The organism is Pseudoalteromonas sp. PAST1, assembly GCF_021532515.1.
Taxonomy (GTDB): Bacteria; Pseudomonadota; Gammaproteobacteria; order Enterobacterales; family Alteromonadaceae; genus Pseudoalteromonas; species Pseudoalteromonas simplex.
In genome coordinates, this window is the sequence record NZ_JAKGBH010000008.1 from 120,347 (window position 1) to 138,858 (window position 18,512).

Below are 18,512 nucleotides of genomic sequence, written 5' to 3' on the forward strand. Positions count from 1 at the left end.
TTTTAGGTTGACGTTTACGTCAACAGGAAGTAGTCTGAATTCATAAAATAAATAAGTTGACGCCAAGGTCAACTTTGAGAACACACAATTGATGGAGTCACGATGAAAGTCCTCGTTCCAATTAAAAGAGTAATTGACTACAACGTCAAAGCACGCGTTAAAGCCGATAAAACGGATGTTGATCTAGCTAATGTAAAAATGGCGATGAACCCGTTTTGTGAAATTGCAATTGAAGAAGCTATTCGTTTAAAAGAAGCAGGGACTGCCACTGAGGTTGTTGCTGTGACTATTGGTAATAAATCATCTCAAGAGCAATTACGTACGGCATTAGCACTCGGTGCTGATAAAGCCATTCATATTGAAACAGAAGAAAAGCTTGAGTCTTTACATGTTGCTAAATTACTGAGCAAGATTGTAGAGCAAGAATCACCTGAGCTGGTTATTTTAGGTAAGCAATCGATTGACTCTGACAACAATCAAACCGGTCAAATGCTTGCAGCTTTAACGGGTCGTGGCCAAGGTACTTTTGCATCTAAAGTCGATGTTCAAGCGGGTACCGTTAATGTAACGCGTGAAGTAGACGGTGGCTTACAAACAGTTGCTCTTAAACTACCTGCTATCGTAACCACAGACTTACGTCTAAATGAACCGCGCTATGCTTCATTGCCAAACATTATGAAGGCAAAACGCAAGCCTCTTGATGTAATTGCTGCTGACAGCCTAGGTGTAGACCTTGCGCCTCGCGTACAGCTGGTAGAAGTAAACGAGCCAGAAAAACGCAGTGGCGGCATCATCGTAGAAGATGTAGCAACATTGGTAGAAAAGTTAAAAACAGAAGCGAAGGTGATCTAAATGAAAACATTAGTGATAGCCGAACACGATAAAGGTGTTCTAAAGCCTGAAACCAATAAAACGATTACTGCTGCTGTTAAACTAGGCTTTGATGTAGATTTACTACTTGCAGGCGAAAACTTATCAGCAATGAGTGAACAAGCAGCATCAATTGCAGGTGTTAGTAACGTACTTATTGCCGATGATGCAGCTTATGCTAATCAACTTGCAGAAAACCTAGCTGATCTAGTTTTATCTTTAGCTGATAACTATTCACACATTGTCGCAAGCGCAACAACAACGGGTAAAAACTTTATGCCACGTGTTGCTGCACTTTTAGATGTTGCGCAAATCTCTGAAATCATCGATGTGATTGATGCAGATACTTTTAAGCGTCCTATTTATGCAGGTAATGCAATTGCGACAGTTAAATCATTAGATAGCAAAAAGGTTATTACTGTTCGTGCAAGTAGCTTTGATATTGCACAAGAGCAAGCGCCAGTAGATGTAACGAGTGTTACTGGTAAAGGTTCTGTTGGTCTGAGTGAGTTTGTATCAGAAGAGCAAACTGAATCCGAACGCCCAGAGCTAACAGCTGCACCTGTGGTTATTTCAGGTGGTCGTGGTATGCAAAATGGTGAAAACTTTGCGTTATTAAATGGGATTGCCGACAAACTAGGCGCAGCAATTGGTGCTTCACGTGCTGCTGTTGATGCGGGTTTTGTACCAAACGATATGCAAGTCGGTCAAACAGGTAAAATTGTTGCGCCAGATTTATATATTGCTGTAGGTATCAGTGGTGCAATTCAACACTTAGCGGGTATGAAAGACTCTAAAGTGATTGTTGCCATCAATAAAGACCCTGATGCGCCAATTTTCCAAGTCGCAGACTATGGTTTAGTTGCTGATTTATTTGATGTGTTACCAGAGCTAGAAACCGCTCTGTAATTCATAACGATTCTGGTTGTTAAAAGCTGTTCACCTTTTAGGTGCGCAGCTTTTTTTATATTTACGAAGCTATTTTACTGGAAGGTAGCCAATATCGAGCATTTTTTGTTGTATCTTTTTTGACTTTATAAATACAGCTAATTTGTCACCTATTTTCTTTGAACGCGGTGATTGTGTATTAACTATCAATACCAATGGGCGAACAAAAGCGTATTCTCCACTTTGAATGGTTTCGATAGACGGGCTAACGCCATCAATTGCTAATAAACTCACTTTATTTATTCTTCTATCGTTCTCAAGCTTGGTTATTGCTCCATATGAATCATAAGCAATAGCATTTTGTATTCGTTGCACAATTCCCAGCGCTTGATTAAATTGATCGTATAATTCAACTTTTTGTTCAGAAAATAGGCCTCTATTTCCGGCATTTTTTAGGCGAATAAAATTACTGTCTGGTTCTTTGATGTAATCAAGCTGTAAATACTCTAAAAACACATCAAAACTGCCGTGCGTTGTGCCTTTACTGAAAAGCAAAATCTCATCATTTTTACTACTAAGTTTCGGAGTATGCGGAGAAACATCTGACCACTTAGTGAGCTTACCCTGATATATAGCACTGAGTGTACTAGTTGATAACTCATCGATATTGAGGTTTTTATTTACAAAAAAAGTGATCGCATCTTGTGCTAAAACAATTTGCCGTAAAAAGGGCCATCTTTGCTGTTCATCTTTGGTGAGGTACCGGGAGCTTGTGCCAATATCGATGACATTATCTGCAATTGCGATAATTCCTTTATCGCTACCCATAGGTCTTATTTGTATGCTATTACCAAATTCTTGACTTAATTCGCTCTTAAGATCTATTAATAATGCAGAAACAGAAGTTGAACCAGCAATAAAAATAGGCTTTGCGTTTAAGTCTTCTTCTAGTGCCGTGACTTTGCATGCGATTAATGATGAGGTTACTAGTAAAATGGTCTGAATAGCGCGAAAGTGCATAATAAAATGAGCTCTTAATTATTAGACTACTTTCAATATAGGCTATTTATATATGTTTGCTAAATCTCTACCAGATTTTTTATATATTATAGTGTGTTAGCATTAAAAAAGCCGCTCGAAAGCGGCTTTTAAATTGTATAGCGTTGCTTATTAGTAAGTCGCGCTACCTTTTGTACGTGGGAAAGCGATAACGTCACGTACGTTACCCATACCTGTTACATAAGCAACTAAACGCTCAAAACCTAGACCAAAACCTGAGTGCGGTACAGTGCCGTATTTACGTAGGTCGCGGTACCAGCTGTAATCTTCTTTGTTTAAGCCCATTTCTTCTAGACGCTTATCTAATACATCTAGACGCTCTTCACGTTGAGAACCACCGATGATTTCACCAATACCTGGTGCAACTACGTCCATTGCAGCGACTGTTTTGCCGTCTTCGTTTTGACGCATGTAGAAGGCTTTAATATCACGCGGGTAGTTTTTGATAACTACTGGCGCGTTAAAGTGCTCTTCAGCAAGGTAACGTTCGTGCTCAGATTGTAAATCTACACCCCATTCAACAGGGTATTCGAATTTCTTGCCACACGCTTTTAAGATTTCGATAGCATCTGTGTAATCAACTTGTGCGAAATCTTTAGTTACGAACTCTTCTAAGCGTGAGATAGCTGTTTTCTCAACACGTTGTGCAAAGAATTCCATATCGTCACGACGCTCAGTTAATACTGCATTGAAAACGTATTTCAGCATGTTTTCAGCAAGTTTTGCGATATCTTCTAAATCTGCGAATGCAACTTCAGGTTCAACCATCCAAAACTCTGCTAAGTGACGAGATGTGTTTGAGTTTTCAGCACGGAAAGTCGGGCCAAAAGTATAGATTTTTGACATTGCAGATGCGTATGTCTCACCATTTAACTGACCAGATACTGTTAAGAATGCTTCTTTACCGAAGAAATCTTCACTGTAATCGATGTCGCCTTTATCTGTGCGTGGCAAGTTTTGCATATCTAAAGTAGATACACGGAACATTTCACCGGCGCCTTCACAGTCACTAGCAGTGATGATAGGTGTGCTGATCCAGTAGTAGCCTTGCTCGTGATAAAAACGGTGAATCGCTTGTGCTAAACAGTTACGTACACGGGTTACCGCACCCATGATGTTAGTACGAGGGCGAAGGTGTGCGTGCTCACGTAAATATTCAATGCTATGACGCTTCGCAGACATAGGGTAGGTGTCTGGGTTCTCAACCCAACCTAATACTTCTACAGAGTTAGCTTGGATTTCGAAAGACTGACCTTGACCTGCAGATGGCACAAGAACACCAGTTACAGATACAGAACAACCTGCAGTTAAACGTGTTACTTCATCATAATTATTGAGTGAATTAGGTACTACCGCTTGAATAGGATCAAAACACGAACCGTCATGAACGGCTAAAAATGAAATTCCTGCTTTTGAATCGCGGCGTGTACGGATCCAGCCTTTTACTGTTACTTGGCTGTCTACCGCAACCTTGCCTTTTAATAGCTCTGAAATCGCTAAATGGCTCATCTTCACTCCAATGATATAAGTTGCCTAATATAATAATGCTGTGCATTGCACTTGAATCGACTATCTTACCCTCGTAAATCAAATAAAAAAACTATTGTGGCGCACTCTTTAGTAGTTTTTCTTCAATTGAGTAAAATTGCAGCAATATTTTGCGTAAAATTTGCGTTTATTTAAATTCTCGCTGCGCTAATTGGTTATTTTGTGGCATTATTAACAATTACTGTCCTTTAGTCTTTAATTAAATTGTATAACAGGTGCTATGAAACAAGTTTTTATTCTTCGCGGCTTACCAGGCTCAGGTAAATCATATTACGCACAAAGCCTTGCTGATGAGTTGGTAGCTGGTAATGAAAGTGATTATGTCGTGTGCGCAACAGATGATTATTTTTACAATAGCGAAGGTGAGTATCAATTTGATAAGTACAAGTTATCTGAGTATCACAATCTAAACCTTGCACGCTTTATTAATGCCTTAGCAGAAGAAATCCCGTTAGTAATTGTTGATAACACTAATATTAAAAAATGGGAATTTATCGCTTACGCACAAGCGGCTACTGCACTGGGTTATCAAGTAAAAGAAGTGATCGTTGGTGAAATTAAAGATAAATCATTACAGCATCTTTACGCTAAGCGCTGTGAACATAAAGTACCGCTTCGCATGATCAGTAAAATGGCTTATATGTTTGAATGGTAAAGTTTAAAGAAAAGGAAGCATCAGCTTCCCTAGAGGGCGTGTTGACCTTTGTGGATTAAAATTTGTTCACTCTAGGGGCGATTTAATCGCGGCGCGAGATTTGTAACCTAGTGGGCTAAGTAAAAATCGAGCAACAAAGAGTTAATCGCCCCTAGGAAGAACCCGAAGGGCAGCGCGTGTTTGGCATTGATGCTGCGTTGTCGCCTATTTATGTGGAACAACCACACTACATAGGCTCTGCCTTGCCTAAATACCAAACACACTGCTGCAAAATTAATCACAAAGGGTCAACACGCCCTAATACGCCTGTTGTTCTATGGCTGCATAAATAGCATTGCATAACTTAGTTAAGCTTTGTTCGTCGCTTATGTAAGGCGGCATCAAGTAAATTAAATTACCAAACGGGCGTATCCACACACCTTGCTCGATAAAAAAGCGTTGAATCTTTGCTACATCTACACTTCGCTTAAGCTCAACAACTCCAATTGCCCCCAATGTTCGCACATCAGCGACTGCATCGAGCTGCCTACATTTAGCAAGCTGGGTTGTTAGAACATCATATATATGTTCAATTTGCTCTTGCCACGGTTGATCGAGCAGTAAATCAATACTCGTACAGGCTGTAGAACAGGCAAGCGGGTTACCCATAAAAGTTGGGCCATGCATTAATACGCCGGCTTCACCTTCACTAATGCCAATAGCGACGTTGCTGGTGGTTAATGTTGCTGATAGGGTCATCATGCCGCCCGTTAATGCTTTGCCAATACATAAAATATCAGGCTCTATGTTGGCGTGCTCAACAGCAAACAAGGTGCCGGTGCGGCCAAAGCCTGTGGCGATTTCATCACAAATAAGTAAAACATCATACTTATCACACAGAATGCGTAGGTGCTTTAAGTAATCAGGGTGGTAAAAATTCATGCCCCCAGCATTTTGAACTATGGGTTCAATGATAAATGCCGCAACATCTTGGTGGTGAGATGCAAAGTAGCTTTCAAGCGTATCAGCTTCAGCAGGGCTAAACTCGCCATTAAATTTAGCACTCGGCGCAGGTACAAAAACATGTTCAGGTAAAAATCCGGAGTACATACTGTGCATTGAATTAACCGGATCGCAAACGCTCATCGCTGCAAAGGTATCGCCATGGTAGCCCTTAAGCGGCGTCATTAACTTTTGTTTACTGGTGTAACCTTGGCTAAGCCAGTACTGCAAGGCCATTTTTATGGCAACTTCAACACTCACAGAGCCACTGTCGGCTAAGAACACCTTATCGAGTGACTCAGGTGTGATACTGACTAGCTTTTTACATAGCTCAACAGCGGGCTCGTGAGTTAAACCACCAAACATGACATGACTCATTTTGCTAACTTGCTGGGTGATTGCTTCATTTAAAACAGGATGGCAGTAACCATGGATGGCACTCCACCAAGAGGCCATACCATCTATTAGGCTTTCGCCTGTTTCTAAGAAAATACGATTTGCATTGGCATGACTGACTGGGTAAACGGGAAGGGGCTGAGTCATAGAAGTATAAGGGTGCCAAATATGCTCACGATCAAAATCTAAATCTATTGGTTGTTTATTAATCATATGTAAACTTTATATCACTTCGATTCGTTGACAATGTTACGTCAAGTCGTAGACTAAGCCAATCTAACCGTCCCAATAATTTAAAAAAAGAGACTATTATGGAGCACGCAGTTGTCCGTCACGATTGGACTCACCAAGAAGTAAAAGCATTATTTGAAATGCCGTTCAATGATTTGTTATTTAAAGCGGCCAGCGTACATCGTGAAAACTTCAATCCAAATGAAGTACAAATTTCTACTTTGTTATCGATTAAAACCGGTGCTTGCCCAGAAGATTGCAAATATTGTCCTCAGTCAGGTCATTATAAAACAGACTTAGACCGTGAACGCCTTATGGAAGTCGAAAAAGTGGTTGAGCAAGCGCGTGTAGCCAAAGAAAAAGGCGCAACACGTTTTTGTATGGGTGCTGCGTGGTCTGATCCGAAAGAACGTGACATGCCTTATATTTCAAAAATGGTAAAAGAGGTTAAAGAGCTCGGCCTTGAAACCTGTATGACCCTTGGTATGCTAGATAACGAAAAAGCCCATGCATTAAAAGACGCGGGTCTTGATTACTACAACCATAACCTAGATACATCACCTGAGTATTACCAGCAGATCATTACAACACGAACTTACCAAGACCGTTTAAACACCATCGATAACGTGCGTGATGCGGGCATGAAAGTGTGCTCTGGCGGCATTGTAGGTATGGGCGAGCAGGCTGCTGACCGTTTTGGTTTATTAATGCAATTAGCTAATTTGCCGCAGCAGCCAGAGAGTGTGCCAATTAATATGTTGGTTAAGGTTAAAGGCACGCCACTTGAAGATGTCGAAGACTTAGACCATTTTGAGTTTATTCGTACCATTGCTGTTGCACGTATCATGATGCCGAAAAGCTATGTTCGTTTATCAGCTGGTCGTACGGCGATGAATGAACAAATGCAATCTATGTGTTTCTTTGCTGGTGCTAATTCAATTTTCTACGGTGATAAACTACTGACTACAGAAAACCCTGAAGCAGACGCAGACATGATGCTGATTAAAAAATTAGGCATGAACCCAGAAACTCGTGAAGATTATTCTGATGAAGCGGTTGCAGCATCACTTTCATCAAAAGTTGCTGATAAAGCAACATCAGAACTATTTTACGAAGCGTAGCAATTAAATGGCTTTTGATTTTATTGCCGAGCATCTTGTTGAGCGTCAAGCAGAGGCATTACTGAGAAAGCGTCAACTTGTTGAGCAATCAAGCGGGCGCTTTATTCAGGTTGCAGGCAAACAGTATTTAAATTTTGCCAGTAATGACTACCTTGGCTTTTCGGATGGTTTTATTGAGATACAAGCGCAGCAACTAGGTAGCCACAGTTCAGCATTAGTGAATGGTTATAATAAACCACAACAACAGCTTGAGCAGCGTTTATGCGAGTTATTAGGCTACGAAAGCGCCATGTTATTTAATAGCGGATTTAGTGCTAATAGCAGTGTATTAAAAGCGTTGTTTCAAGATAAAAGTGTAGCGAAATCATCGGCAATATTTCAAGATAAGCTCAATCATGCCAGCTTAATTGATGGTGGACTTCATTCTGCCGCTGCAATGGTGCGCTTTAATCATAACGACCTTAGGCACTTAGAATCTCGGTTACAAAAGTCAAAAGCAAAGCATAAGCTTATAGTGAGCGAAGGGGTGTTTTCGATGGATGGCGATCAAGCCCCCATTGAAGCACTCTGTAAACTCGCTAAACAATACAACGCGTGGCTGATGATTGACGATGCCCATGGCTTTGGTGTGTTAGGCGAGCAAGGCTTAGGCAGTTGTGAGGCAATCAAGCCTGATTTACTGATCATCACCTTTGGCAAGGCACTGGCAAGTAGTGGCGCTTGCCTGCTTGCATCAAAGCAAATGATTGATTACATGTTGCAGTTTAATCGCGAATACATTTATTCAACGGCGATGTCACCACTGATGGCAAGTTGTACTCTTGAGCGACTCGAAAAGTTACTAAAAGCAGATAAGAGACGCTCTCAGCTTACAGAGAATATTGCCTACTTTAGAGCACTTGCCAAAGAGCATAACTTGGCATTAATGGAATCAACAACGGCAATTCAGCCCTTGGTATTGGGCGATGCAGAACACACGCTTGCCGTTGCTAATAAGCTTAAAGAGAAAGGCGTGTGGTTAACCGCTATTCGACCGCCCACGGTGCCATTTAATACGGCACGACTTAGAGTAACCATAAGTAGCGCACATCAAGCAGACGATATAAAACAGCTTGTTGATTCACTAGTGGAGTGTTTATGAGTGTTCAACTGCAAGCGCCTTTAAGCTTTCAACACAGTAATAAGCAAACAACACAAACTAAGTTCTCTAAAGCGGCTGCAAATTACGCGAGCCATGCTAATGTACAAAAACAAGCAGCTGCACACTTATTTAAAATGATGGCAAGTAAACATCAGCAGGGTACTTGCCTTGATTTAGGAGCTGGGCCTTTAGTTAATACGGCAATGCTTAAAACACATTTTGATACTGTATTGGCAATGGATTTAAGTCATTCCATGCTAAGCACAGAGCATAACCCGCGTTGTTTAAAAGTGTGTGCTGATATGGATAACCTACCATTACAGCAAAACTCTCTTGATTGTGTGTTTAGTAATTTTGCAATGCAATGGTCTGCTGATTTAGAGGCACTACTTAAAAGTCTTTTTTACTCCCTAAAAGCAGGCGGTAAGGTTTATTTAAGCTGCGTGGTAGGTGGATCCCTTAAAGAGATCAAACAGGCTTTTGCTTGTTTAGATGATCAAAGCCATATTAATCAGTTTCATAGTGCTAGTCACATTATTGAGTATGCAAAATTAGCAGGGTTTAAGCTCAATTTTGCAGCCGATAGATGTTATATAGATGCCTATAACTCTCCCTTAGATGCTCTGCGCTCAATAAAAGCGATTGGTGCTACCTCATTGCAAACTAAGCAAAAACGCAAAGGATTATTGACAAGACAGGCACTTAATAGTGTTTGTAGGGCATACCCTCTGGTTGATGGGCATGCTAGAGTGAGCTATCAAGTTGTCCTTTTAGAACTAGAAAAATAGAATTAACTAAAAAATGAAAGAATTTTTTATCACGGGTACAGACACCGATGCCGGAAAAACCCATGTCACCAGTTTATTATTAAACTTACTGGCACAACATAAACAGCGTGCGGTTGGTTTTAAACCTATTGCAGCAGGCGCAGAAGAAGCATTTGGGCAGCTAGTCAATGATGATGCATTAACCTTAATGGAAAGCTCATCAATTGGGGTTAAATATAACATAGTTAACCCCTTTACCTATGAGCCACCCATTGCACCGCATATTGCAGCTGCCCAAGTAGGTGACAGACTGACATTTGATAAGCTCGATACTGCTTATGCAAATGTAAAAGCACTCAATACCGATTATATTCTTACAGAAGGTGCAGGCGGTTGGTGTTTACCTATCAACGAAACTGATTTACTATGCGATTGGGTTAAATCACAAAACCTTGATGTTGTTCTAGTAGTAGGCATGAAGCTTGGTTGCCTTAATCACGCACTATTGACAGCTGCTCACTTTAAAGCGCTCGGTGTAAATTGTGTGGGTTGGATTGCAAATCATGTAGACCCAAACATGCGTGAACAAGAGGCCAATTTAGAAACACTAAAATCAGCATTGCCTTTCCCGCTTTTAGCGATTAGTCCGTATACAGACGGCACCCCTAAATTAAAAATTTACAAAACCTTACTTGAAATTTTATCTATCAACCCATAATAATTGAGTTGTTACTTTTGACATACTCTGTCACAATTGGTTGCAATTAGTTCCTTGCAACCAATTGCATAAGCCCTAAACTGAGTTGGTAGAACACCCAGATAATTTTATTAACTAACGATTTTTAACCATGTCGTTAGTTAATACAATTGGTATGTTTATTCTGAGGTTTTTATGAAGCGTGTATTTTTGTTTCTACTTACAAACTTAGCGGTAATGCTAGTGTTAGGTATTGTGTTGTCTATTGTGATGAGCGTACTGGGTATTAGCCATCGCAGTCTAGGCGGCATTTTAGTTATTTCGACCGTATTTGGTTTTGGTGGCTCGTTTATTTCGTTATTTATGTCGAAATGGATGGCAAAAAAATCAACCGGTGCACATGTTATTGAACAACCTCGTTCTGAAACAGAACAATGGTTAGTTTCGACGGTAGCAGCGCAAGCTAAAAAAGCAGGTATCGCGATGCCAGAAGTGGCTATTTACGATAGCCCTGAAATGAACGCATTTGCGACCGGCCCAAGTAAGAACAACTCGCTGGTGGCTGTGAGCACAGGTTTATTACACAACATGAACCAAGATCAAGCTGAGGCGGTATTGGCTCATGAGGTGTCACACATTGCAAATGGTGACATGGTAACGCTGACACTTATCCAAGGTGTAGTGAATACCTTTGTTATCTTTATGGCGAAAGTATTAGCAGGTATTGTTGATAACTTCCTTAATAGTGATGAAGAAGAGGGTGGTAGTAGCTGGACGTACTTCTTGTTCGATATGATTTTCCAAATGTTATTTGGTGTTCTAGCAAGTGTGATTGTTGCTTACTATAGTCGTAAACGCGAATTCTCTGCGGATGCCGGTGCAGCTAAACTAGTAGGTGCAGATAAAATGCGTAGCGCCCTTGAGCGTTTAAAACAAAACCACCCATCACAACTAGAAGGTTCAATGATGGCATTTGGTATTGCAAGCGGTAAAGGAGTTGCTGAGTTATTCTCATCACACCCTCCACTTGATGAGCGTATTAACGCATTACGTTAATTTTAAACACGAAAAAGCCAGCTTGATGCTGGCTTTTTTTATTGTTGGTGTTTCTCTCGCTCGAGTTGTTGTGGCAATAATACCTCAACAATTTCACGGGCCGGTAAGGTATACCTTACGCCATCAAACATCACAGAAGTATGTTCATCAATACTTGTGATCCCTGTTAAGGTCCAGCCTTCACCGCGTTCTTTACAGTATACTGTGGTGGTAGGTTGAATTACTTTAAATTCTTCACTCATCGAACTTAATCTAATTGCTTGAAATTGCGTTTATAGTAAGACAATAATGCCAGCTCATAAAGCAAAAAGAGAAATTAACGTGTCAAACGACGACGACTTAGCCTTTGACTTACGCCCCATTCGTCATAAAGATTGCCAAGCAATTTGGGATATTTTAAAAGATCCGCAAGTACAATCGTTTAATGATTACGGCGCTGATATAACGAAAGGTGACGTGTACGACTTTATTCAAGGCGACATAGAACGTTTTTATAATCAACAAGGCATTCGTTTAGTTATTGTTTTACGAAGTAGTGGGAAGGTTATTGGCAGCGTAGGCATATTTAACATAATTGACGGGCAGGGCATGTTGGGGTTTGAGTTGTCGTCACAATACTTTGGCAAAGGAATAATGCAAAAGGTACTAGATATGCTATTTGAAAAACTGACGACCTTTGTACCTGCTCCGTTAAACAGTGTGTTAGCTTTAGTTAACCCTAATAATAGCGCAAGTATTAAACTTTTAACTAAATGTGGCTTTCAACAACATGACACTCACTGGGTAAAATACGTTAGCTAATTACTATAATAGTACAATCTTGTTCTGGTAGGGTTGCTACTATAAAATAGCGCCTCATTTTTAAAAAGGAGCGCTTGCAGCTATGGCAAAAGCAAAGCCAATTACCACTATTGAAAGTTACGGCATTTACAGTCATTGGGATGCAAAAGAGAAAGACCTGCCACAAATCACCGAGTTTACAACAGACGTTCCTGCACAGTTAGATATTGAATTTGGCTTTATAGTTAACATTAAAAAGGCCAAAGGACAAAAAATTAAATTTTGCGTTTACCACCCAGATATTCCGGATGAAGATGGCGAGATCATGCCACCGTTTGAGGGCGAACAGTACGTTAAAACAAACGATTGGCAGTTTTATTTAGGTGATACGATATGGGCACCTGTTGACAATAAAGTAGGTATTTGGCGCATGACTATTGAGTTAAATGGCCATATAATTGCTGATAAATCCTTTAACTTATTAAAGGAAGCCGAAGGCACTGCCACTGAATTTTGGAAGCATCGCGGTTATTAATCTTTAAACCTGAGAGGGACTATGTATCAAGGAAGTTGTTTATGCAGCAAAGTAAAAGTAACTATTGCTGGTGGTATAGACTCAATTATTCATTGTCATTGCTCCTTATGTCGTAAAAACTCAGGCACAGCCTACGCAACCAATGGCTTTATTCAACGAGATGGTTTTAACCTCACAGAAGGTAAGCAGCATCTAAGCGCGTTTGAATTTAAACCCGGCAGAATTCGTTATTTTTGTAGCTATTGTGGCTCACCTATTTATAGCGAGAATAAAGATGACCCAAGCCGCTTACGTATTCGCTTAGGTTTATTAGATAGCGATATAAATGAGCGCCCGATCAGCCATAACTTTGTAAGCTCTAAAGCAAATTGGGATACATTTGACGAAAAAATTCCATGTTATGATGGTTTTGAACCAAGTAGGGGAAGTAACAGCCATGATAGTGAATACACCAAAACCGCCTTATTACGCCGTGATTTTTACGAATACCTTATCTGACGATACCGCCGGTTATGAAGATGTGGCTAATAGAATGGTTGAACTTGCAGAGCAACAACCTGGGTATTTAGGTATAGAGTCTGTTCGTGATGGTTTGGGAATTACAGTGTCGTATTGGCAAAGCTTAGATGCAATAAAAGCCTGGAAACAAAACGTTGAGCACTTAAACGCCCAACAGCTCGGTAGAGACAAATGGTACAGCGCCTTTACAACGCGTATTGCTAAAGTAGAACGTGATTATTCATTGTAATATCCATCAACCATAAAAAGAACACATCATACTGTTTTGAAGTTTATTTCAATCTCGGCAAATATCTTTGAATTTAAGATTTTTAAATCAACAGATATGGTGTGTAAGAGGGGCTATTAATATTCACGTGCAACAAATGAGAATAATCCCATTATTTGCTTATTCAAAAATGCAAAATCTCTTTTCCTTTCTATAATTTAAATATCAATAGCTTGCAGACTTTCTTGTCATCTTTTGTGGTGCCTTATTAGCTACTTAAATATTTATCGATAATACAGGACTCGATGTGGAATCTTCTTTGTTTATCAAATACGGTGGTTTTTCTCGAATTTATAAAGTCATAGAAAAGTTTTATGACAATATTTTGAAGTCAGAAACCCTTAATGCTCATTTTAAACATACCAACATGGAAAGGTTAATTCATCATCAAACAAGTTTTATCTCATCTTTAATGGGAGGGCCTGATTACATTAGTGATGAACAACTCGCACAAGCCCATAAATATTTAGGTATTAATATTAAAGATTGGCAAGAAATGATAAATATCTTGTCGCTTACATTTTCTGAACAAGGAATATCAGAAGATGACGCGAAGCAAGTCATAGCTAAGCTTGAAACAAAGCGAGACTTTATCGTATGCCATTAGAACAAAACAACGCGGATTATTCTGTTTTAAATTATTTGCAGTTACCTGTCGTTGTTTTTTCGGCTAATGAACACAAGGAAGTATTTCAAAACAACTCATTTCAACTTGTTGCACAGCATTACTTACATGCATCGAACAACCCCACAAACAAACATTTAGCGCAATTAATTAACTCAAAATTATTAGAAAACGATACAGATAAGCTTGAAGTAGAAATTAATAATGGTTCTTATCGTCATATTTTTAGATTTACTGCCAATGTAGTAGGAGAGCACGTCCTTGTTGAAGGTGAGGATATAACCGAACTTAAGAGAAACCAGTTTTTGTTTAACCGAACAAACACTCTCTTAGAAGACTACAGTAAGCAAATGTTTGAACTTGCTCATACTGACCAATTAACAAATGTGCCAAATAGGCGAGCCTTGTTTACAAAATTCAGTCAGTTACAATCAAATCATAAAGAATTTAGTTGTACTGTTTCACTTATCGATCTTGATCACTTTAAGCATTTTAATGATTCATTTGGCCATGATTTTGGCGACCAAGTATTAGTCGCCTTTACGAAGCATGTAAAAGATAGCATTGATGATACGTGTTACTTTGCAAGACTTGGGGGTGAAGAGTTTTGCCTTATCCAAATAAACAATAAAGACACGGTTTGTTTTGCCAATACCGAAAAACTACTACAAACAACAAATACCATAAAGCTTATGACACCTGATAACTCAAATATAGGCATGTCGTTTAGCGCAGGTGTTGCTGTGTATGGTAAAGACGGCATTTCACTTGATGAGCTTTTGAATAATGCCGATAAAGCACTTTATTTTGCTAAAGAGAATGGCCGTTCGCGTGTAGTAAAGTTTGAAGGTGCTTAAAGCGCTAAATTGATTACTGATACTTAATACATTTGAGATTCGCTTAAAGATTAACATCTAACTTTGCAACTCTCCTATCTATCTCAATATACGTAACACGTAAAGGTTATGTTCAAAAGTTAAGTATGATACATCACTCGGTTTTATCTGAAATTAGTGCCTTCTATTGTAAATCTTTTTTTGCCTAGCAATTAGTTAATTACTCTAGTAGAAAGTAATAATAAAAAAGCGAACTCTCATGTTTAGATAAACACGCTATTAGTTAGCTATAAGCATATTTTTGGACTTGGGATTATGTGTATCAACTTAGATTCATTTGAAGTTTTTAATCTTGTGTTGGGGAGCTGTTCAAGTTTACCTGATGGATATCATGAAAAAGGAAGTGTTAGTTATCATATTCTAGGTTCAATTATCAAATGTATATCTTTACGTTTAAGTGAATTTTACACTAAAGGTGAAATTTATACTGGCGATTTGGTAATTAATGAAGAAGTTGTTGCTATGAACTCACAATTTCAACCTGAAACTATTACGCATAAGTTTTCAAACCAAACTGATTATTGGGGCGATAGGGTGGAAGTGAATTATCAATTTAAAGTTGAAAACGTTAATATTGAATTTAGCTGGCATTGGCTTGCTGATAAATTAGTTCCAAACTATATCTGTATTGAAATTGACTAGTGTAAAATATGCTAACAAGCTAATTAATAAAGATAAATATTGGTTATCAGCTTTTATTTACTATGTATCCTTTGCAAGAAACTAGAAATATATTTGATAATTAAATGCTGTTGAAAAGTAGCTAAAGAGATGTCACTTAGGCTGTTACATGCCTTAGAATAGACTTTCGCTTCTTAAGCTTTACAGGAGTGTCTATGGGACTGGTAAAAGGAATCCACATTAGTGAACTTAATAACTTTTTTAATCATATCTTCGAATATGATGTTTTAGTTTATGAAGCGTATTCAGATTTTGATAGTGACCTGAAACATTTTTCCTCTTTAAATGAAATAAAAGATTACGTCACTTATAGACTTAAGAAATCTGAAGACCATCACAAATATATAAATTTATCATTACATTATAGAGATTCTTGCGGCCAAGTATTTATTGAAAAGCACGACCTCAACGCAGATAAGTGTAATGGTGCCAAATACCGATATACCAGTGATGGGTGGGGCATTATTAACTTTAACGTATTTATTGAAGGCGACTATTTTTGTTTGTTCTGCTTACACTGTCGTTGTGAAAAAGAAGCGAAGGAGTGGGAAGATACATTACCTGAATTTGGCAATCCTAGTTCTTGGGATTGGAAAAAAGTAAATTATCATATTAAGAGACTTACCAAGTCTTATAAAAATATTCTTAAAATGCTAGCAGTAAAACTCTAAATAGACCGTGCTCTAAGGCGTATTTTAGTATGCATTGTGTTCATTCTTCACTTTGTTTAGTCTATTATTTATAGCTTGTTATTTGAGCATTAGGTTTCAATGTTATGAATAAATGGAAATTCCTTCGTATTGCTTTAATAACCTGTGTAGCAGTCTCATCTCTATTTACACCGCTTGAGCCGAAAGCTAACCCGGCTATCAATTTGAGTGCATTAGGTGTTATTTTCGTATTTTCCTTTTTGGCTCTTTTATTTGTTGTTGGCATGCAAGTTGTTAATCCTCTATCAGCGAAGGTATGGCACAAGCCTGATTGGAATCGCAATCCTTTTAGCTTGAAAGACCCAATTCAGTTCTTCCATCTTGCTGCGTATATAATGCTTGTTCAAGGCGCTGTTGTTTTATCTCGATTGCTTATCTCAAGTATTCCACTTTACTTAGAAAGCTTAGTCCCGCTCGTTATAGGGGTTGGCGCACTAATTGGAATCAAGCTTGCTATGCTTCTTTTTAGGGTGAATTATGCTGAAAACACCTAACAACAGAATTAGAACGTTCATTATGATGCGGTTATTTCAGTCCTACCTATGCATTTTTTCTCATGTTAAGTGCTTGATAGTCGTACTTTCTTTCGTCTAGCAAATATTTAATAGCTCTGATAGAAATATCTTGTTTAGAAAAGCGAGCTTTTTTCCTTTAGTACACTGTGTAATTAGCTTGTCTTACATTTCTTAAATACAAGCATAATCAACAAATTTGTGAAGAGGTGCTAAATGTCGGTTGATTTAGAATTAAATAAGAGAAATGCTATTGAGTTTTACAAAACCGCTTATCTAGGAAATCCATCTCTAGCGGTTGAAAAGTATGTAGGCGAAGTATACATACAACATAATCCTTTAGTTGGTGATGGAACAGCCTCATTCATTACCTATTTTGAAAAAATGCATAATGAATATCCAGATAAGAAAATTGATTTTGTTCGTGCTATAGCAGAAGGTAATCTTGTTGCGCTTCATACTCACCAAATATGGCCTGGTAATGATCAATATGTCACCATGGATTTCTTTCGGTTTGATGAAAATGGCAAGATTGTCGAGCACTGGGATTCAATACAACAGATCCCACAAGAGACTTTGAATGGTAACTCAATGTATTGAATATGTACGTAAGTGATTTATCGCGAGTTTAAAGCCCACAAAAGTGGGCTTTAGTATTAATGGTAACTACAAAGTATAATTAAATCCGATAGCTATACCGTCATCTTCGGTTTGAGACATCTGTGCTTCTTGCTCTGCGTTATTACTTGAAAAGTCACTAAAATCCTTACGAGCTTCGATATATAAAATGGTATCTTCAGCCATAAAGTAGTGCACACCTAAAACTGCAAATTGGCGTTTAAACACATCTTCAGGGTCGGCATTAAAGTTAGGCTGAATAACATAGTCACTACCTGCATCAAATACGTTATAGGCAACAAAAGTACGAATGTCATTATCAAAGCGATAACTTAGAATTGACTCTAAACCAACGGCATCTTTGATTAAGCGTCCTAAGTTGTCGGTGTCGTGGTTTTCGTTTTTATTTATATTTGCTGATGCATACCAGCCTGGTTTATAAAAATCACCATAAGTAACACCAACACCATAGATAAGATCTGTAACGAGTTGATCGCGACCGTTTGCATAAACAATATCAAATTCACCTCGGTTAACCCCTGCAGTAAATTTTAAATTATTTGTTGCATTGTAGGTGATAGCCGCACCATAGGTTGAATTAAACTCTACTCTTTGTGCAGCGGCATTACCTTGATTAAATAACAGTTCACATGAACTTCGTGATATGTCTGCAATGTCGCAGGTATAAAAGTCATCTGATTTCAGTTGCGCTTGTAGGGGCCTTGTTGATCAAATGCAGCTCTCTAATAAACTCACTTAACTTACTGATATTTAGGCAGACCAAGGGTGTTGATCTTATTTAGCGCCTTCACTTTGATCATCGCTTCAACCAGTTGGCGATTGTAATCACGCGCATTTAGCTTAGCCCCCATCAACTGTTTAAAACGGTACATCGCTGTTTCTGCTAATGAGCGCACATGATATCCACTGAGCTTTTTCCATTGTGCGATTCCTAACT

At 38.8% G+C, this 18,512-nt stretch carries 22 protein-coding genes and 2 pseudogenes; 18 read left to right on the forward strand and 6 right to left on the reverse strand.

Annotation, left to right across the window (positions count from 1 at the left end):
• Positions 1-102: 102 nt before the first annotated feature.
• Together L1272_RS05960 and L1272_RS05965 are read left to right on the forward strand one after the other, a co-directional pair.
• On the forward strand, positions 103-852 hold the full coding sequence (locus L1272_RS05960) for an electron transfer flavoprotein subunit beta/FixA family protein (RefSeq protein WP_063705098.1): 750 nt from the start codon (positions 103-105) through the stop codon (positions 850-852).
• Positions 853-1,779, forward strand: a complete 927-nt coding sequence (locus L1272_RS05965) for an electron transfer flavoprotein subunit alpha/FixB family protein (RefSeq protein ID WP_235372976.1) — start codon at positions 853-855, stop codon at positions 1,777-1,779.
• A 69-nt stretch (positions 1,780-1,848) separates the two neighbouring features.
• Here the strand turns inward: L1272_RS05965 and L1272_RS05970 are convergent, their stop codons facing one another.
• Entirely contained in the window at positions 1,849-2,778 is a 930-nt protein-coding gene (locus L1272_RS05970; protein WP_166340075.1) for a PstS family phosphate ABC transporter substrate-binding protein, read from the reverse strand.
• Between the two features lie 150 nt (positions 2,779-2,928).
• Positions 2,929-4,326, reverse strand: coding sequence for an asparagine--tRNA ligase (gene asnS / locus L1272_RS05975; RefSeq protein WP_166340077.1), 1,398 nt, complete (start codon positions 4,324-4,326; stop codon positions 2,929-2,931).
• Between the two features lie 259 nt (positions 4,327-4,585).
• Here asnS and L1272_RS05980 point away from each other — a divergent pair, with 259 nt between their 5' ends.
• A complete protein-coding gene (locus tag L1272_RS05980) occupies positions 4,586-5,020 on the forward strand; it encodes an ATP-binding protein (protein WP_235372977.1) in 435 nt (144 codons plus the stop codon).
• Between the two features lie 297 nt (positions 5,021-5,317).
• Here the strand turns inward: L1272_RS05980 and bioA are convergent, their stop codons facing one another.
• Positions 5,318-6,610 (reverse strand): adenosylmethionine--8-amino-7-oxononanoate transaminase, encoded by a 1,293-nt coding sequence (bioA, locus tag L1272_RS05985; protein WP_235372978.1) that lies wholly within the window; start codon positions 6,608-6,610, stop codon positions 5,318-5,320.
• Between the two features lie 98 nt (positions 6,611-6,708).
• Between bioA and bioB the strand changes: the two genes are divergently transcribed.
• From bioB to htpX, 5 genes are all read left to right on the forward strand, one after another.
• Entirely contained in the window at positions 6,709-7,749 is a 1,041-nt protein-coding gene (gene bioB / locus L1272_RS05990) for a biotin synthase BioB (protein WP_054553903.1), read from the forward strand.
• Between the two features lie 7 nt (positions 7,750-7,756).
• Positions 7,757-8,890 (forward strand): aminotransferase class I/II-fold pyridoxal phosphate-dependent enzyme, encoded by a 1,134-nt coding sequence (locus L1272_RS05995; RefSeq protein WP_138616770.1) that lies wholly within the window; start codon positions 7,757-7,759, stop codon positions 8,888-8,890.
• Complete coding sequence (locus tag L1272_RS06000) at positions 8,887-9,678, forward strand: methyltransferase domain-containing protein (protein ID WP_235372979.1); 792 nt, start codon at positions 8,887-8,889, stop codon at positions 9,676-9,678. The genes L1272_RS05995 and L1272_RS06000 overlap by 4 nt, the downstream gene beginning before the upstream one ends.
• 13 nt (positions 9,679-9,691) lie before the next feature.
• Positions 9,692-10,375: a dethiobiotin synthase gene (gene bioD / locus L1272_RS06005; protein ID WP_130166356.1), complete on the forward strand. Its 684-nt coding sequence runs from the start codon at positions 9,692-9,694 to the stop codon at positions 10,373-10,375.
• A gap of 174 nt (positions 10,376-10,549) precedes the next feature.
• The gene (htpX, locus tag L1272_RS06010; protein WP_054561446.1) at positions 10,550-11,410 is read left to right on the forward strand and encodes a protease HtpX; all 861 of its coding nucleotides are present in this window, start codon (positions 10,550-10,552) and stop codon (positions 11,408-11,410) included.
• Between the two features lie 38 nt (positions 11,411-11,448).
• Here htpX and L1272_RS06015 read toward each other — a convergent pair whose 3' ends face one another.
• The gene (locus L1272_RS06015) at positions 11,449-11,652 is read right to left on the reverse strand and encodes a hypothetical protein (RefSeq protein ID WP_235372980.1); all 204 of its coding nucleotides are present in this window, start codon (positions 11,650-11,652) and stop codon (positions 11,449-11,451) included.
• 79 nt (positions 11,653-11,731) lie between these two features.
• Here L1272_RS06015 and L1272_RS06020 point away from each other — a divergent pair, with 79 nt between their 5' ends.
• From L1272_RS06020 to L1272_RS06065, 10 genes are all read left to right on the forward strand, one after another.
• A complete protein-coding gene (locus L1272_RS06020) occupies positions 11,732-12,211 on the forward strand; it encodes a GNAT family N-acetyltransferase (RefSeq protein WP_235372981.1) in 480 nt (159 codons plus the stop codon).
• A gap of 82 nt (positions 12,212-12,293) precedes the next feature.
• Positions 12,294-12,725: a DUF3859 domain-containing protein gene (locus L1272_RS06025; RefSeq protein ID WP_138616765.1), complete on the forward strand. Its 432-nt coding sequence runs from the start codon at positions 12,294-12,296 to the stop codon at positions 12,723-12,725.
• 21 nt (positions 12,726-12,746) lie between these two features.
• Positions 12,747-13,223, forward strand: a complete 477-nt coding sequence (locus tag L1272_RS06030; protein ID WP_235372982.1) for a GFA family protein — start codon at positions 12,747-12,749, stop codon at positions 13,221-13,223.
• On the forward strand, positions 13,162-13,473 hold the full coding sequence (locus L1272_RS06035) for an antibiotic biosynthesis monooxygenase family protein (RefSeq protein WP_235372984.1): 312 nt from the start codon (positions 13,162-13,164) through the stop codon (positions 13,471-13,473). Before L1272_RS06030 ends, L1272_RS06035 begins: the two co-directional genes overlap by 62 nt.
• Before the next feature lie 286 nt (positions 13,474-13,759).
• A complete protein-coding gene (locus L1272_RS06040; protein ID WP_235372985.1) occupies positions 13,760-14,119 on the forward strand; it encodes a group I truncated hemoglobin in 360 nt (119 codons plus the stop codon).
• On the forward strand, positions 14,110-14,994 hold the full coding sequence (locus L1272_RS06045; protein ID WP_235372986.1) for a GGDEF domain-containing protein: 885 nt from the start codon (positions 14,110-14,112) through the stop codon (positions 14,992-14,994). Before L1272_RS06040 ends, L1272_RS06045 begins: the two co-directional genes overlap by 10 nt.
• 294 nt (positions 14,995-15,288) lie before the next feature.
• Complete coding sequence (locus tag L1272_RS06050) at positions 15,289-15,675, forward strand: hypothetical protein (RefSeq protein ID WP_235372988.1); 387 nt, start codon at positions 15,289-15,291, stop codon at positions 15,673-15,675.
• 194 nt (positions 15,676-15,869) lie between these two features.
• Positions 15,870-16,385 carry a hypothetical protein gene (locus tag L1272_RS06055; RefSeq protein ID WP_235372989.1) on the forward strand — a complete coding sequence of 172 codons (516 nt, stop codon included), beginning with the start codon at positions 15,870-15,872 and terminating at the stop codon, positions 16,383-16,385.
• 104 nt (positions 16,386-16,489) lie between these two features.
• Positions 16,490-16,918, forward strand: coding sequence for a hypothetical protein (locus L1272_RS06060; protein WP_235372991.1), 429 nt, complete (start codon positions 16,490-16,492; stop codon positions 16,916-16,918).
• Between the two features lie 234 nt (positions 16,919-17,152).
• Positions 17,153-17,536 (forward strand): nuclear transport factor 2 family protein, encoded by a 384-nt coding sequence (locus L1272_RS06065; protein ID WP_138616756.1) that lies wholly within the window; start codon positions 17,153-17,155, stop codon positions 17,534-17,536.
• Positions 17,537-17,602: 66 nt separating this feature from the next.
• Here the strand turns inward: L1272_RS06065 and L1272_RS06070 are convergent.
• Together L1272_RS06070 and L1272_RS06075 are read right to left on the reverse strand one after the other, a co-directional pair.
• A pseudogene (locus L1272_RS06070) lies at positions 17,603-18,271 on the reverse strand (porin); the annotation flags it as partial.
• Between the two features lie 44 nt (positions 18,272-18,315).
• A pseudogene (locus L1272_RS06075) lies at positions 18,316-18,512 on the reverse strand (IS5/IS1182 family transposase); the annotation flags it as partial.